At 61.0% G+C, this 16,138-nt stretch carries 9 protein-coding genes; 7 read left to right on the forward strand and 2 right to left on the reverse strand.

The features are described from left to right. Positions 1–88 precede the first annotated feature (88 nt). Positions 89–3,088, reverse strand: a complete 3,000-nt coding sequence (gene polA, locus EFB14_RS22445) for a DNA polymerase I (RefSeq protein ID WP_126828928.1) — start codon at positions 3,086–3,088, stop codon at positions 89–91. Between the two features lie 424 nt (positions 3,089–3,512). On the opposite strand from polA, the gene EFB14_RS22450 reads away from it, so the two are divergent. Beyond that, entirely contained in the window at positions 3,513–3,929 is a 417-nt protein-coding gene (locus EFB14_RS22450) for a MarR family winged helix-turn-helix transcriptional regulator (protein ID WP_126828929.1), read from the forward strand. Positions 3,930–3,995: 66 nt separating this feature from the next. On the opposite strand, the gene EFB14_RS22455 is transcribed toward EFB14_RS22450, so the two are convergent. Next, on the reverse strand, positions 3,996–6,380 hold the full coding sequence (locus tag EFB14_RS22455; RefSeq protein WP_126828930.1) for a bifunctional diguanylate cyclase/phosphodiesterase: 2,385 nt from the start codon (positions 6,378–6,380) through the stop codon (positions 3,996–3,998). Positions 6,381–6,594: 214 nt separating this feature from the next. Here EFB14_RS22455 and EFB14_RS22460 point away from each other — a divergent pair, with 214 nt between their 5' ends. The 6 genes from EFB14_RS22460 (at position 6,595) to EFB14_RS22485 (ending at position 16,006) form a co-directional block, all read left to right on the forward strand. Then, positions 6,595–7,983 carry a dipeptidase gene (locus tag EFB14_RS22460; protein WP_126828931.1) on the forward strand — a complete coding sequence of 463 codons (1,389 nt, stop codon included), beginning with the start codon at positions 6,595–6,597 and terminating at the stop codon, positions 7,981–7,983. A 405-nt stretch (positions 7,984–8,388) separates the two neighbouring features. Beyond that, positions 8,389–9,069, forward strand: coding sequence for an SH3 domain-containing protein (locus tag EFB14_RS22465; protein ID WP_126828932.1), 681 nt, complete (start codon positions 8,389–8,391; stop codon positions 9,067–9,069). 568 nt (positions 9,070–9,637) lie between these two features. Next, on the forward strand, positions 9,638–11,965 hold the full coding sequence (locus EFB14_RS22470) for a transglycosylase domain-containing protein (protein ID WP_126828933.1): 2,328 nt from the start codon (positions 9,638–9,640) through the stop codon (positions 11,963–11,965). Between the two features lie 383 nt (positions 11,966–12,348). After that, positions 12,349–14,265, forward strand: coding sequence for a molecular chaperone DnaK (gene dnaK / locus EFB14_RS22475; RefSeq protein WP_125846689.1), 1,917 nt, complete (start codon positions 12,349–12,351; stop codon positions 14,263–14,265). An 85-nt stretch (positions 14,266–14,350) separates the two neighbouring features. Next, positions 14,351–15,478: a molecular chaperone DnaJ gene (dnaJ, locus tag EFB14_RS22480; protein ID WP_126828934.1), complete on the forward strand. Its 1,128-nt coding sequence runs from the start codon at positions 14,351–14,353 to the stop codon at positions 15,476–15,478. Between the two features lie 327 nt (positions 15,479–15,805). Beyond that, on the forward strand, positions 15,806–16,006 hold the full coding sequence (locus EFB14_RS22485) for a hypothetical protein (RefSeq protein WP_125846691.1): 201 nt from the start codon (positions 15,806–15,808) through the stop codon (positions 16,004–16,006). Positions 16,007–16,138: the final 132 nt, after the last annotated feature.

Here is a 16,138-nt window from a genome sequence, read left to right on the forward strand (position 1 = left end):
CGTTCCGATACGGGTCTCGGAGGTAATTTGCTGCCATTTCAATGATTTGCGTGAGGCAGAAAAATCTTTTCCGTTTTAAGGGACGGGGTTAATGCGCCTCGTCCCAATTGGTGGCGGCGCGCGCATCGACCCTCAGCGGCACGCGCATTTCGAGCGCCGGCATGGTGGCGTTTTCCATGACCGAGACGATGATCGGCATTGCCTTTTCGACATCCTCGTCCTCGACTTCGAAGATGAGTTCGTCATGCACCTGCAGCAGCATGCGGACGCGCTCTGCAAGGCCGGCTTCAACAAGCGCCGGCTCCATCTTGATCATCGCCCGGCGGATAACGTCGGCAGCCGAGCCCTGGATCGGCGCGTTGATCGCGGCGCGCTCGTTGAAGGCGCGCACTGATGGATTGGAAGAGCGGATTTCCGGATAGTTGATTCGCCGGCCGAAGATCGTCTCGACATAACCCTTGTCGCGCGCCATGGCCTTGCGGCTTTCCATATAGTCGCGAATGCCGGGGAATCGCTCGAAATACTTCTTGATGTAGTCGCCGGCTTCCGAACGCTCGATCGAGAGCTGGTTGGCGAGCCCGAAGGCCGAGATGCCGTAGATGATGCCGAAATTGATCGCCTTGGCGCGGCGGCGCACCTCGCCCGGCATGCCTTCGACAGGCACGCCGAACATTTCCGAAGCGGTCATGGCATGGATGTCGACGCCATCCTCGAAGGCCTTGGTCAGCTGCGGGATCTCGGCCACATGGGCAAGAACGCGCAGTTCGATCTGGCTGTAGTCGGCCGAGATCAACTTGTAGCCTGGTGTCGAGATGAAGGCCGTGCGGATCTTGCGGCCTTCCGATGTGCGCACCGGAATGTTCTGCAGGTTCGGCTCGGAGGAGGACAGGCGCCCCGTCGTCGTCGATGCCAGCGAGTAGGAGGTGTGGACCCGCTTGGTCTCCGGGTGGACGTAGCCGGGGAGTGCGTCGGTATAGGTGGATTTCAGTTTGGTGAGCTGGCGCCAGTCGACGATCTTGCGCGGCAGCTCGAAACCGGCGGCGGCGAGATCCTCGAGCACCTGCGCGGAGGTGGACCATTGCCCCGTTTTCGTCTTGCTGCCGCCGGCAAGGCCCATCTTGCCGAACAGGATGTCGCCCAGCTGTTTCGGCGAGCCGATGTTGAACCGTTCGCCGGCCAGCACGTAGATCTCGTCCTCCAGCCTCGCGGCACCCTGGGCCAGCTCGCCGGAGAGGCGCGACAGGATCTGCCGGTCGACGGTGATGCCGCGCGCTTCCATGCGTGCCAGCACCGGCAGCAGCGGCCGTTCCAGCCGTTCATAGACGCTGGTCAGCCCTGCCGCCGCCAGCCTCGGCTTCAGCACCAGCCAGAGGCGCAGCGTCACTTCGGCGTCTTCGGCGGCATAATGGGTGGCACGGTCGATATCGACCAGATCGAAGGTAACATTTGCCTTGCCGCTGCCGGCCACGTCCTTATAGGCGATCGGCGTATGGCCGAGGAATTTCTCCGAGAGCGGATCCATGCCGTGTGCGCCGGTGCCGGCGTCGAGCACATAGGAAATCAGCATCGTGTCGTCGAAACTCTTCGTCTCGATGCCGTAGCGCTTCATCAGCAGGTAATCGTATTTCAGGTTCTGGGCCACTTTCAGAACCGATTCGTCCTCCAGCAGCGCCTTCAGCCGCGGCAGAGCATCGCGCATCGGGATCTGGTTTTCGACAAGGCCGCCGCCGAGCAGATCGCCGACGCCGTTCTTATGGGTAAGCGGAATATAGGCGGCGCGGATCTTCGTGCCCGTGGGATCGGCCATATTGTCGGCGATCGCCATCGAGAAGCCGACAAGCTCGGCCTGCATCGCATCGAGCGACGTGGTCTCGGTATCGAAAGCGACGAGGCCGGTATCGCGCGCATCGGCAATCCAGCGGTCGAGCGTCGCCAGATCGCGGATCGCAACGTAGGCCGAATGATCGAAAGGCAGGCTCGCAAAGGCTTCGGCCCGCGCCTTGGCAAGATCGGCAGGTGCGAAGGCGCCTTCGACCGCAGCCTTCGCTTTTGCGCGCGGCGGCACGGGCACAGCGTCGCCAGAAACTTCGGGGATGCCGCCGGCAACCGGTTCCGGCTCCGCCACATCGAGATCGGGGCCGTGGGCCGCCTCACCCCATTCGATACGGACGACCGCCGGCTCGATGGCGCTTGCATCACAATCGCAGACTTCCGCGACGCGGCGCGTCAGCGTCGTGAATTCCATCGTCTTGAGGAAGCCGATCAGCTTCGGGCCATTCTGCGGTTCCAGCACCAGCGCGTCGAGGTCGAGATCCAGCGGCACATCGGTGCGCAGCCGCACAAGCTCACGCGAGAGCTTGGCCATGTCGATATTGGCGAGGATCGTCTCGCGGCGCTTGACCTGCTTGATCTCGGTAGCGCGTTCGAGCAGCGTATCGAGATCGCCGTACTCCTCGAGAAGCTGGGCAGCGGTTTTCGGGCCGATGCCGGGAATGCCGGGAACGTTGTCGACGGAATCGCCGGTCATCGCCTGCAGGTCGATCATCTTTTCCGGCGGCACGCCCCATTTCTCGATGACATCGGGAATGCCGATCTGCTTGTCCTTCATGCTGTCATACATGTGGACATTGGAGGTGACGAGCTGCATCAGATCCTTGTCGGACGAGACGATGGTGACATCGGCGCCGGTCGCTTCCGCCTGGCGGGCGTAGGTGGCGATGATATCGTCCGCTTCGAAGCCCTCGGTCTCGATGCAGGGCAGGTTGAAAGCGCGGGTCGCTTCTCGGATCAGGCCGAATTGCGGAATGAGTTCTTCCGGAGGCGCGGATCGGTTCGCCTTGTAGGCGTCGTAGAGATCCTTGCGAAACGTCTTCGAGGAATAATCGAAAATCACGGCGAGATGGGTTGGCGTCACGCCGACATCGGTATTGCGCGCATCCCTCAGAAGCTTCCACAGCATGTTGCAGAAACCGGAAACGGCGCCGACCGGCAGGCCGTCGGTCTTGCGCGTCAGCGGCGGCAATGCATGAAACGCCCGAAAAATGAATCCGGAACCATCGACTAGGAAGAGGTGATCGCCTTTTTTCATGCGTCCATGGATAGCGCGGGCACGGGACGAGGTCCATATAAAGTTCGGCGCGCGAAACGGATTATGGCGTTCGAACCGCGAGGACCCCGCTCACCAAACTGTTACCGATTTGTAACGCGCCTTCTCCCTTGAAAAACCACATTCGCAGCCACAAGTTCATGTCACCGGCGCTTGATCGCGCCGCGGGTCTGATTACCGGCTTGTCCCCCGCCGCATCAGGCTTGGACAAAGGCCTTATCCCCCTCTCCGGGCCTTTGTCCCCATTTTAAGGTCGCCATGGCCAACCTCCAGGCCATGGCGACTTTGTTTTCTCGCGATAGTCGAAATTCGATCGCAGCCTGCATGTTTTGGAGCGTTGTCTGCGATTTGCTGCATTGTCTCCGTCAAGCTTTTGAGCCAACTTGCAATCATGGGATTTAACCGCATGGATTCGGGAGCCTACCTTGCCAGCCAGTTGGCGAAGGGTTTTGCCCGCTCGCTGCACCAGCGCGCGGTCGGGCTCGGTTTTTCTCCGGGCCAGTTTCCCATTTTACTGGAGCTCTGGGCAGAGGACGGGCTGACCCAGAAACAGCTTCTCGAGCGGGTCGATATCGAGCAGGCGACCATGGCCAATACGCTTTCGCGCATGGTCCGCGACGGGCTGATCGAACGCCGGCCGCATCCATCCGACAAACGGGCGCAACTGATCTTCCTGACGCCGAGGGCCCGCGCCATGGAGGCCGAGGCGATCGAGACCGCGCGCGAGGCCGACCTTGCGCTGTTCAAGGGTTTTCGGGTTTTCGAACGCGAGCTGACGCTCGAATATATCCGCCGGCTCCTGGAAAACGCCAAGGCGCTCTGACTACTGTATAATTCAAAGTGTTACAGCGTCCTTTGCGCGTCTGAAAAGACGCGCGGCGCTGTAAGATCACTCGCGGACAAGGTGCGCGCGTCGCAACGGCAGCACGCCGGTTTCGAGTTGTTCGGACAGAAGGCTTTCGCAGGCGGCGAGCTTGACGCTCGGCTCGATATCCGGCTTGCCGAGCAGAAGCCCCTGCACTTGCGTGCAGCCCTCCTCGACGACGATCCGGCGCTGCATTTCGGTTTCCACACCCTCCGTCACAACAGGCATGCCGAGGCTATGACCAAGGCCGATGATGGCGCGCACGATCGAGCGCGCCGCCGCATCATGTTCCAGCACGCCGGTGAAACTGCGATCGACCTTGATCTTGTCAAAAGGGAATGAACGCAGGTTGGAAAGCGAGGAGAAACCGGTGCCGAAATCATCCATGACGATGTGCACGCCGAGCTTGTGCAGCCGCAGCAGCGTCGTCATCACCCGGTCGCGATCACGGATGAGCGCTGCCTCAGTGATCTCGATTTCCAGTCGGTCGGGCGCAAGTCCGGTTTCGGCAAGGATCGCCTCGATCCGCTCACAAAGGTTCGGCAGCATGAATTGCACGGGCGAAAGATTGACGGCAATCCGCAACGGCAACGGCCAGCGCACGGCCTCCCTGCAGGCCTGCTGCAAGACCCATTCGCCGAGTTGGACGATCGAGCCGCTTTCCTCGGCGATCGGGATGAAGATATCGGGCTCGGTCAAACCGTGGCCCGGCCGGTTCCAGCGCATCAAAGCCTCGTAGCCGCCGATCTCGCCGCTTTGCGCATCGAGGATCGGCTGATAGCTGACATAAATCTGGTTGCGGATGATGGCATGGCGCAGTTCGCTTTCGATCTGGCGACGGTTCCTTGCCGCCTTGTCCATTTCCGCATCGAAGAAACACACCTTGCCGCGACCGTCATGCTTGACGCGGTAGAGCGCAGTATCGGCATTGTTGCAGAGATCTTCGGCAGCAGTTCCATCCGCGGGATAGAGCGCAATGCCGACGCTGACGCCGACGGCTGTGGGATCACGCGCCGTGTCCATCTCGGCGGCGAACTCGTCGAGGATCGCCGTTGCAAGTTTTTGCGCCGCAGCCGGCTGCTGCCCGGCGGGCTGGATGATGGCGAATTCATCGCCGCCGAGGCGGGCGATCGTATCGCTTTCATCGGCCACGCGGCGCAGGATCGAGGCGACCTTGCCGAGAATGCGGTCGCCTTCGGCATGACCGAAGATATCGTTGACGGACTTGAAGCGATCGAGGTCGAGATAGAAGAGGGCAACCTGGCTATTCTTTCGTTCGGCCATCTGCAACGCTTGTCGGATGCGGGTATCGAACAGCGACCTGTTCGGCAGATCGGTGAGCACATCGTGGTGGGCGAGATGTTCGATCATCTCCTCGGCCTGCCTGCGCTCGGTGAGATCACGCACTGCAAGCACCTCGCAATTGTGCCCGCGATAGACGATCCTGCTTGAGGTCACTTCGACGGCGATCTCCCTGCCTTTCCTGGTGTTGAGCAGCGTCTCGCCGGGCCCGTTCTGTCCTGTCCCCTGGGTAGCGGTCAAAACGGCCGAGGGCGCCTTGCCGGCAAGGTCGGCAAGCTTCCAGCCGGAAAGCCCCTGGAAACGTTCATTGGCATCGATGATCCGGCCATCGCGCAGGATCAACAGCCCTTCCTGTGAGGCATTCGCGAGCCCCCTCAGATCCGTCAGATGGCTTTCGATAAAGACCACCGCGAGCGCAATCAGAATGAGCGTCATCGCTGCCACCACGACGATCGTGGCAAGCAGGCTGGCATCGAGCACCGTTGCAGGAACCTGATTGCCGGGATCCGGCACGAGCGTGATGCTGGCCATCGAGATGAAATGGAGAGCGCAGATCGCGAGGACGAAAGTGATTGACGAGGCGACGAGCCGCCTCGCTCCCCTCAATTGGAAAAAGGCATAGAAGGCGGCGCTCGACAGCAGCGCTCCCGCGAGAACCGCACTCAGCGTCATGACGGGATCGTAGAGGATTACCGCCTGCGTTTCGATCGCCTGCATGCCGGTCAGGTGCATGGAGGCGATGCCGAACGCCATCAGCACGCCGCCGAAGATGGGAGAAAACCTGCCGCGGCTTTCTGAAGCGACGAGGATCGCCACCCACGAACCGACAACCGACAGGAGGAAGGAAAGCGCCGTCAGACCCAGCTGGTAGCCGATCGGCACGCCGCCGTCATAGGCCAGCATCGCGATGAAGTGCGTTGCCCATACGCCGGTGCCGAAGGCGAAAGCCGAGGCGCCGATCCAGAGTTTGCGCCGCCCGGCATCGCATTCCTGGGCGCGGGAAAGCGGCAGCATCGCCGACATCGCGCCGACCAGGCAGACCGCAGCGGCCGCAAGCACCAGCCGCCAATCATGATTGTCCCGAATACATGTAATGACCGAAAACATCCGAACCTCGAACAGCTGAATTCGGTCAGGCTATTTAGGTTGTACTAAATAACTGTAAATTGAATTAGAATTCTCTTCTATATTATCCAGCAAATCTTCCTGCTATCGGTCTATGCTCCGCTGGCCTTTCGCGCCGCCGATTTTTTGTTTTTCCGCCTCGCCTGCCTTTCTGGTTTGGTCTATCGTCCGGCCGAATTTCAAAAAGGAGTCGAAAATGACCGATATCAATCAGGTGCTTGCGCGCGCGGACCAAAACCTTCCATCGAGCCTCGACAAGCTGTTCGAACTTCTGCGCATCCAGTCGATTTCCACCGATCCCGCCTACAAAGCCGAATGCCGCAAGGCTGCGGAATGGCTCGTCGCCTATCTTGAAGGGCTCGGATTTACAGCCTCGGTGCGCGACACGCCCGGCCATCCGATGGTGGTCGCCCACCATGCCGGTGCTTCGGCCGATGCGCCACACGTCCTCTTCTACGGCCATTACGACGTTCAGCCGGTCGATCCGGTCGAGCTCTGGGAAAACGATCCTTTTGAGCCGTCGATCAAGGATGTCGGCGAGGGCCGCAAGATCCTGACCGGCCGCGGCACGTCCGACGACAAGGGCCAGTTGATGACCTTCGTCGAAGCCTGCCGCGCCTACAAGGAGATCAACGGCGCGCTTCCCTGCCGCATCACCATCCTCTTCGAGGGCGAAGAGGAATCCGGTTCGCCGTCGCTCAAGCCCTTCCTCGAAGCCAATGCCGCCGAACTCAAAGCTGATTATGCGCTCGTCTGCGATACCGGCATGTGGGACCGCGACACGCCGGCGATCGCCGCAGCGCTGCGCGGCCTCGTCGGCGAGGAAGTCGTCGTGACGGCCGCCGACCGCGACCTGCATTCCGGTCTTTTCGGCGGCGCTGCTGCCAATCCGATTCATATTCTCGTCGAGGCTCTTGCCGGCCTGCACGACGAGACCGGCCGCATTACGCTCGACGGTTTCTACGACGGCGTCGAGGAAACGCCCGACAACATCAAGGCGTCATGGGAAACGCTCGGCAAGACCGCGGAAAGTTTCCTCGGCGAGGTCGGCCTTTCCATTCCATCCGGCGAAAAGGGCCGCTCGGTGCTCGAGCTCACCTGGGCGCGGCCGACCGCTGAAATCAACGGCATCTGGGGCGGATATACCGGTGAAGGCTTCAAGACGGTGATCGCTGCCAAGGCTTCGGCCAAGGTTTCGTTCCGCCTTGTCGGCACGCAGGACCCGGACGCCATCCGCCAGGCTTTCCGCAGCTATATCAGCTCGAAGATTCCGGCCGACTGCTCGGTCGAATTCCATCCGCATGGCGGCTCGCCGGCGATCCATCTCTCCTATGACTCACCTGTCCTGACCAAGGCGAAAACCGCGCTTTCCGACGAGTGGCCGAAACCCGCCATCGTCATCGGGATGGGCGGCTCGATCCCGATCGTCGGGGATTTCCAGAAAATGCTCGGTATGGAATCGCTGCTCGTCGGCTTCGGCCTCAGCGATGACCGCATCCATTCGCCGAACGAGAAATATGAACTCGTCTCCTACCACAAGGGCATCCGCTCCTGGGTGCGAATCCTTCAGGCGCTCGCTGCCTGAGAGGGAAAAGGGCGCGCCTTCAAACGGGATGCGCCCTTGCGAAAATCGCGACAACAAAAAGGCCGGTTCAAACCGGCCTTTCGTCGTCCGCTCGTCTCAGTGCCAGTTCATCCGTGGTCAAGGAGAAAGCGGTATTGCAATGAGACTGCCCCCGAAAGGTTAACGAGGCGTTAACGGCGCCAACTCTCTGCCGGAAACATTGCTTGGAGCTTCAAGGCGCTGACAGAAATTTCGCCGTTCAAGCTACATTCATCGAGTGCGGCATATAAGCCATTGAAAGATAAGATGAATGATAGCAGCAGCTACCGCTGCGGGCGAACGTTCTATCTTTTGTTTCAGGGGTATGCGGCCGAGGAAACGCGGCCAAGCGCTGCCTGAAAAACGTGCCAACAAGGACTGAGAAGCGTGAGAAACCTCTTTGTAAAAATTGCAGCAGCCGGCCTGTTCATGCTGGCGCCTGCCCTAGCGCAGGCTGCCGAGGGCTACTCGACGGCGAACGTCAACATGCGCGCGGGTCCGAGCACCCGATATCCTGCCGTCGCAATCATACCCGCAGGTTCTTCCGTCGAGATCCGCGGATGCCTTTCCGACCTCAACTGGTGCGACGTCGAATTCTACGGCGGCCGCGGCTGGGTTTCCGGCCAATATGTGCAGGCTCTCTACCAGCAGCGCCGCATCTATGTCGGTCCGCAATATTACCGTCCGCTCGGCATTCCGGTTATCCGCTTCAGCGTCGACAATTACTGGGACCGCTACTACCGCAACCGCGATTTCTATCGCGAGCGTGACCGCTGGAGCCGAGGCCCGGACTATTACTACCGCGACCGCGACAACCGGGATCGCGATCGAGACCGTGATCGGGACAACCGGGATCGCGACCGGAACTGGCGTGAGCGGGATCGCGACCGAGATTGGCGCGACCGCGATGGTGACCGGGACCGGCGCGGCGACAATCAAAGAGATGATCGGCAAAGGGACGATTGGCAAAGGTACGATCGGCAAGGGGATGACTGGAGAGGCGATGATCGCAGACCGGACCGCAGGGTTTTTGATTGCCGCCCCGGCGATCCCTCCTGCGACGAATGAAACAGAAGAGGACGGCCGGGCCGTCCTCTTTGGAGGTTTCCCAGCCACGACAACCGCCTAGAGCATTTCCGTTTTTCTCCGAATCACGGAAATGCTCTATCTCTTTGTTTTCACGCAATTCCGGACGCAAAACCGCTACGCACTTTTGCTGGAATTGCTCTAAGAAAAAACCCGGCGCTCCCACGTAGGGATGCACCGGGCCTGATGTCGATCGGCGCGTGTTGAGGGGAGACGGCCGATCATTCGCGGGACGTGAGGGGGTTGTCCCGCTTCTCCATAAACATTCACGAAGCCTATTGGTTCCACCGACCGGACAGAAGATCTGCGGCGCAGGATCCCGGAACTCTCGACGATTGCGAGGCCCGTTAGTATTGAAGCGCCTTTCCGGCCTTTAACACCCCGTTAAATCGCCGCAATTACAGTTCAAGCGGATGATCACGTCGCCGACTGCATAATTCCTGAGATCGGGATCGATTTATGGGCAAAATTATGCGGCACTCCAGAGTGCTACAGCGCCGTTGTGCGAAGTCGGGCTTCGCGATCGAACATGGGATGCGACCACTCCGCGATGGCAGGCAGAGGCAGATCAGGCGACAGAATCGAACCGTCTTTCAGCGGCCGCCCGGCACGCGACGATGACGAATTCTCGCTCGATGCGGACGATCGCGTCGTTGGAAGCAGATCGGCGCCGCGTGGCGGTTCCAAGCCCCCGCCGCAGCGGGCCGCCCCCCGGCGGCAGCGCGAGCCGCGGGAGCGCGAAGGCGGCGGCATTTTCGGCTTCCTTCGCCGCGTGATCTACTGGTGCCTCGTGCTTTTCATCTGGGCCGGCATCGGCGTTGCCGGGCTTGTGCTCTATTACGGCTCGCGCATGCCGAGCGCCAGCACGTGGGCGATCCCGGAACGGCCGCCCAACGTCAAGATCACTGCCGTCGACGGCAGCGTCATCGCCAACCGCGGCGCCACCGGCGGCGAGGCGTTGTCGCTCGAAAACATGTCACCCTATATTCCGGAAGCCGTCATTGCCATCGAAGACAGGCGCTTCTATTCGCATTTCGGCGTCGATCCGCTCGGCCTCGGCCGGGCGATCGTGACCAACTTCACGGCCGGCCATATGGTGCAGGGCGGCTCGACGCTGACGCAGCAGCTTGCCAAGAACCTCTTCCTCTCCCCCGAGAGAACGCTGGAACGTAAGGTGCAGGAGGTGCTGCTCGCGCTCTGGCTCGAGCAGAAATATACCAAGGACCAGATCCTTGCGATGTATCTCAACCGCGTGTTCTTCGGGTCGAACGCCTATGGCGTCGAGGCGGCGTCTCGCCGCTACTTCAATAAATCGGCACGCGACGTGAACCTTGGCGAGGCCGCGGTTCTGGCCGGCCTGCTGAAGGCGCCATCGCGGCTTTCGCCGGCCCGCGACGCAGACGCTGCGAATGCCCGCGCACAGCTCGTGCTCGCGGCAATGCGCGAGCAGGGTTTCATCACCGATTCCGAGGTGAAGACCGCGATGTCGCAGACCCCGGCTTCCGCCAAGAGCTATTGGTCGGGGGCCGGGCACTATGTCGCCGATATGGTGATGGACGAGTTGCCGGGCCTGATCGGCGACGTCAAGGAAGACGTCATCGTCGATACGACCATCGACAAGTCGCTGGAAAAGAAGGCCGAACAATCGCTGGTCGACGTGCTCGACAAGGAAGGCGGCAAGCTCGACGCCTCGCAGGCCGCCCTCGTCTCGATCGACGGCACCGGAGCGATCCGCGCACTCGTCGGCGGCAGGGATTACGCAGCGAGCCAGTTCAACCGCGCCGTCAAGGCAAAGCGCCAGCCGGGTTCCTCGTTCAAGCCCTTCGTTTATGCCGCAGCGCTGGAAAAGGGGCTGACGCCCTATTCGGTGTTCAACGACGCGCCGATCCGCATCGGCGGCTGGACTCCCGAGAATTACGAGAAGAAATACAATGGCGAAGTGACGCTTGCGACCGCACTTGCCAAATCGCTGAACACCGTCGCTGCGCAGCTGGTGATGTATGACGGGCCGGACCAGGTGATCAAACTCGCCCACCGGCTCGGCATCGAAAGCGAGCTGCAGCCGAACGCCTCGATCGCGCTCGGCACGTCCGAGGTCTCGCTGATGGAACTCACCGCCTCCTACGCCGCCTTCATGAACGGTGGCTACAAGGCGACCCCGCACGTCATCCGCAGGGTGACGACCGCCGAGGGCAAGGTTCTCTACGAAAACACCTATGACAGCCCGCCGCGCGTGCTCTCCGAGCAGATCGCCGCCGAGATGGATACGATGATGATGGGCGTCATAGAGAACGGCACCGGCAAGAGCGCCAAGATCCCGGGCTGGCAGGCGGCGGGAAAGACCGGCACGACGCAGAATTCACGCGACGCGCTCTTCGTCGGTTTCACCAGCAACCTCACCACCGGGGTCTGGTTCGGCAATGACGACGGCAAATCGATGAAGAAGGTGACCGGCGGCGGCTTGCCCGCAAAGGCCTGGAAGGAATTCATGGTCGCCGCCCATAAGGGCCTTTCGCCGGCGCCGCTCTTCGGCAACGGCCAGCTGATCGGCGATCCGAACAGCGGCCAGCCGATGGCGCAGGCGGCACCCGACGGCGGACAGCCGGTGACGGCCGAAGTGCCGCCGTCGACGACGATTGGCGGGATCATTTCCGGCGTCTTCGGCGGCGACGCCAATGCCAACCGCTATCCGCAGGCGCCTGTCCGGCAACAGGCGGCAACATCAGGAAACGGCCCGGTTCCTCCAGCCGACGTCGCCGAGGACGATGGTTCCGGTTATGGAAGCGTCGTGCCGCCCGGCGAAGTCGGGGCAGCGCAGACGACGTCTTCCGTCCGGCCGCGGCGCACGACCCTGCTCGATCTGATCATGGGCCAGTGAGATCCTTGCTGCACGCCCTGCGCAAGCCCGATCCTCTAAAACATGTCGCGATTTTTCAGATTCGCCTGCCCGCTTTCGGCGTTGGTTTTGCGCGTGCCCCGATCGCAAAACCGCCGCATGGTTTTGCGCGACATGCTCTGGAAATCAGCCGCTTTCCTGATATGGGGAGACCTTGTTCCCGAGTACTGTCAAAATTGAAGGCAACACATTCGTTTTGCTGGATTCCGGGCCATTTCTCGCCTTGCAGTCCAGAAAACCGCTCCTTATATACGCCGCATCACCGCAATCACGATTGCGTAATCTTAAGTAGACCCATCCCGTAAGGGGCTGTCAGGGAAATGCCTTCTCGGGGTTCCGACAGCTTGCTTCAAGGAGAGAATGACATGGCAAAAGTAATTGGTATCGACCTTGGAACGACGAATTCCTGCGTCGCAGTCATGGACGGCAAGGACGCGAAGGTCATCGAGAATGCGGAAGGTGCGCGCACGACCCCTTCCATGGTGGCATTTTCCGATGATGGCGAACGCCTCGTCGGCCAGCCGGCCAAGCGCCAGGCAGTCACCAATCCGACGAACACGCTCTTTGCGGTCAAGCGCCTAATCGGCCGCCGCTACGAAGACCCGACCGTCGAGAAGGACAAGCACCTCGTTCCCTTCACCATCGTCAAGGGCGACAATGGCGACGCCTGGGTCGAAGCCAATGGCAAGGGCTACTCGCCCGCACAGATTTCCGCGATGATCCTTCAGAAGATGAAGGAAACCGCTGAATCCTATCTCGGCGAAAAGGTCGAGAAAGCCGTCATCACCGTTCCCGCATACTTCAACGACGCGCAGCGCCAGGCAACCAAGGATGCCGGCCGCATTGCAGGTCTTGAAGTGCTGCGCATCATCAACGAGCCGACTGCTGCTGCTCTCGCCTACGGCCTCGACAAGAAGGACGGCAAGACGATCGCCGTCTACGACCTTGGCGGCGGCACCTTCGATATTTCGATCCTCGAAATCGGCGACGGCGTCTTCGAAGTGAAGTCCACCAACGGCGATACCTTCCTCGGCGGTGAAGACTTCGACATGCGTCTCGTCGAATATCTCGTTGCCGAGTTCAAGAAGGACAACGGCATCGACCTGAAGAACGACAAGCTCGCCCTGCAGCGCCTCAAGGAAGCATCCGAAAAGGCAAAGATCGAGCTGTCCTCTTCGCAGCAGACGGAAATCAACCTGCCGTTCATCACGGCTGACGCCTCCGGCCCGAAGCACCTGACGCTGAAGCTGACCCGCGCCAAGCTCGAAAGCCTGGTCGACGATCTCGTCCAGCGCACGATCGCTCCGTGCAAGGCAGCTCTCAAGGATGCCGGCGTCACCGCTGCCGAAATCGACGAAGTCGTTCTCGTCGGCGGCATGAGCCGCATGCCGAAGGTGCAGGAAGTCGTCAAGCAGCTGTTCGGCAAGGAGCCGCACAAGGGCGTCAACCCGGATGAAGTCGTCGCTCTCGGCGCCGCCATCCAGGCCGGCGTTCTCCAGGGCGACGTCAAGGACGTTCTGCTTCTCGACGTCACTCCGCTGTCTCTCGGTATCGAAACGCTGGGCGGCGTCTTCACTCGTCTGATCGAACGCAACACGACGATCCCGACGAAGAAGAGCCAGACCTTCTCGACCGCAGACGACAACCAGCAGGCCGTCACCATCCGCGTCTCGCAGGGCGAGCGTGAAATGGCTGCCGACAACAAGCTGCTCGGCCAGTTCGACCTCGTCGGCCTGCCGCCGTCGCCGCGCGGCGTTCCGCAGATCGAAGTTACCTTCGACATCGACGCGAACGGCATCGTGCAGGTTTCGGCCAAGGACAAGGGTACCGGCAAGGAACAGCAGATCCGCATCCAGGCTTCCGGTGGTCTTTCGGACGCCGACATCGAGAAGATGGTCAAGGACGCTGAATCGCACGCTGCCGAAGACAAGAAGCGCCGCGAAGGTGTGGAAGCCAAGAACCAGGCCGAAAGCCTGATCCACTCCACGGAAAAGTCGCTGAAGGATTACGGTGACAAGGTTTCGGAAGCCGATCGTACCGCGATCTCGGATGCAATCGCTGCTCTGAAGTCCGCGACCGAAGCAACCGATGCCGACGCCGAAGACATCAAGGCCAAGACCCAGACCCTCATGGAAGTTTCCATGAAGCTCGGCCAGGCGATCTATGAAGCACAGCAGGCCGAAGGCGGCGCTGCTGCCGATGCCTCCGCGGAAGGCGGCGACAATGTCGTCGATGCCGACTACGAGGAAATCAAGGACGACGACCGCAAGAAGTCCGCGTAATCCGCGGCGGCGTGGTTATGCTTCAACACCTGATCCGGCTGCTCACCATGGCAGCCGGAAATCCATTTCCGGGGTTTAATCCTTAATGGCAAAAGCGGACTTTTACGAAACTCTGGGTGTAGCCAAGTCGGCGGACGAGAAAGAGCTGAAGAGCGCCTTCCGCAAACTGGCGATGAAATACCATCCGGACAAAAACCCGGATGACAAGGACGCGGAACGGAAGTTCAAGGAAATCAACGAAGCCTACGAGATGCTCAAGGACCCGCAGAAGCGGGCGGCCTATGATCGTTATGGTCATGCGGCCTTCGAGCAGGGCGGCATGGGCGGCGGTGGCGGCGGATTTGCCGGCGGCGGCTTCTCCGATATCTTCGAGGATATTTTCGGCGAGATGATGGGCGGCGGACGCGCCCGCCAGCGCTCGTCGGGCGGCCGCGAGCGCGGCGCCGATCTTCGCTACAACATGGAAATAACGCTGGAAGAAGCCTTCTCCGGCAAGACGGCACAGATCCGCGTTCCGACGTCGATCACCTGCGACGTCTGTTCGGGCTCGGGCGCCAAGCCCGGCACGCAGCCGAAGAACTGCGGAACCTGCCAGGGAACGGGGCGCGTGCGCGCCGCACAGGGCTTCTTCTCGATCGAGCGGACCTGCCCGACCTGCCACGGCCGCGGCCAGATCATTCCCGATCCTTGTCCGAAGTGTCACGGCCAGGGCCGGGTGACGGAAGAGCGTTCGCTCTCGGTCAATATTCCCTCGGGCATCGAAGACGGCACGCGCATCCGCCTGCAGGGCGAAGGTGAAGCCGGCACCCGCGGCGGGCCGGCCGGCGACCTCTATATCTTCCTGTCGGTGAAGCCGCACGAATTCTACCAGCGCGACGGAGCCGACCTCTATTGCGCCGTTCCGATCTCGATGACGACGGCCGCTCTCGGCGGGACCTTCGACGTGGCGACGCTCGACGGCACGAAGTCGCGCGTGAGCGTGCCTGAGGGCACGCAGGCGGGCAAACAGTTCCGCCTCAAGAGCAAGGGCATGCCAGTGCTGCGTTCGGCGCAGACGGGCGATCTCTACATCCAGATCCAGATCGAGACGCCGCAGAAACTCACCAAGCGCCAGCGCGAGCTGCTGCAGGAGTTCGAGCAGCTTTCCTCCAAGGAGAACAATCCGGAATCGACGGGCTTCTTTGCCCGGATGAAGGAATTCTTCGAAGGCTGAGCCGCCGGTCGACATATCAATCCGGAAAGCCGGGGACGGAAACGTCTCCGGTTTTTTTGTCCCACGAATCCTGATTTGGGACACTTGCCGCCCGCGCTGGGCGATCTGTCTCAGATCGATACGGCGAAGAGACGGAAGACGACTTGCGTTAACGCAGCCACATGATGCCGCTTGCAAGTTTTCCAAATGAATTCAGTCTCTGCCGTCAGCGCAGAACCCCTCGATAACAGGGGTTCTGCGCCAATTCAAAGTGATAGAGCGCCCTTGGCGCGTCCCATAGGACGCGCGGCGCTCCGGCAGGGACAACCAAAACAAGGGTATCTACAAATGGCGCCAGCTTTCTCCTCTCAGTCCGAAGACGTCGACGTTCTTGCCGGCGCCATCTACACATGGTGTGCCGAGCGCAACATCAAGCTTCGCAGCCAGCAGGGCCTTTCCATCGCCAGTATCGCGATCGACCTCTATCATGCCGGCCACCAGACGCAGGACGATTTGCTGACGGCGCTGCACGAGAGCGAGATTCACTAAAACGACGCATCGAACCTGACGCGACATGCGTCGGCAGCTCCCCCATCCTCGATTCCGAGAATGCTTCCACCTTTGCGGATATGCAGACCTTCACGGTCCGGACATCGTCCATCCCTTGAAGACGCTGAGCTT

Source organism: Rhizobium fabae, from assembly GCF_003985135.1.
Taxonomy (GTDB): Bacteria; Pseudomonadota; Alphaproteobacteria; order Rhizobiales; family Rhizobiaceae; genus Rhizobium; species Rhizobium pisi.

What these genes read in the sequence shown, in the direction of transcription:
- EFB14_RS22470 (WP_126828933.1), top strand. Translation starts at nt 9,638, where the DNA reads ATGGCAGGCAGAGGCAGATCAGGCGACAGAATCGAACCGTCTTTCAGC.
- dnaK (WP_125846689.1), top strand. Translation starts at nt 12,349, where the DNA reads ATGGCAAAAGTAATTGGTATCGACCTTGGAACGACGAATTCCTGCGTC.
- EFB14_RS22485 (WP_125846691.1), top strand. Translation starts at nt 15,806, where the DNA reads ATGGCGCCAGCTTTCTCCTCTCAGTCCGAAGACGTCGACGTTCTTGCC.
- EFB14_RS22460 (WP_126828931.1), top strand. Translation starts at nt 6,595, where the DNA reads ATGACCGATATCAATCAGGTGCTTGCGCGCGCGGACCAAAACCTTCCA.
- polA (WP_126828928.1), bottom strand. Translation starts at nt 3,088, where the DNA reads ATGAAAAAAGGCGATCACCTCTTCCTAGTCGATGGTTCCGGATTCATT.
- dnaJ (WP_126828934.1), top strand. Translation starts at nt 14,351, where the DNA reads ATGGCAAAAGCGGACTTTTACGAAACTCTGGGTGTAGCCAAGTCGGCG.
- EFB14_RS22455 (WP_126828930.1), bottom strand. Translation starts at nt 6,380, where the DNA reads ATGTTTTCGGTCATTACATGTATTCGGGACAATCATGATTGGCGGCTG.
- EFB14_RS22450 (WP_126828929.1), top strand. Translation starts at nt 3,513, where the DNA reads ATGGATTCGGGAGCCTACCTTGCCAGCCAGTTGGCGAAGGGTTTTGCC.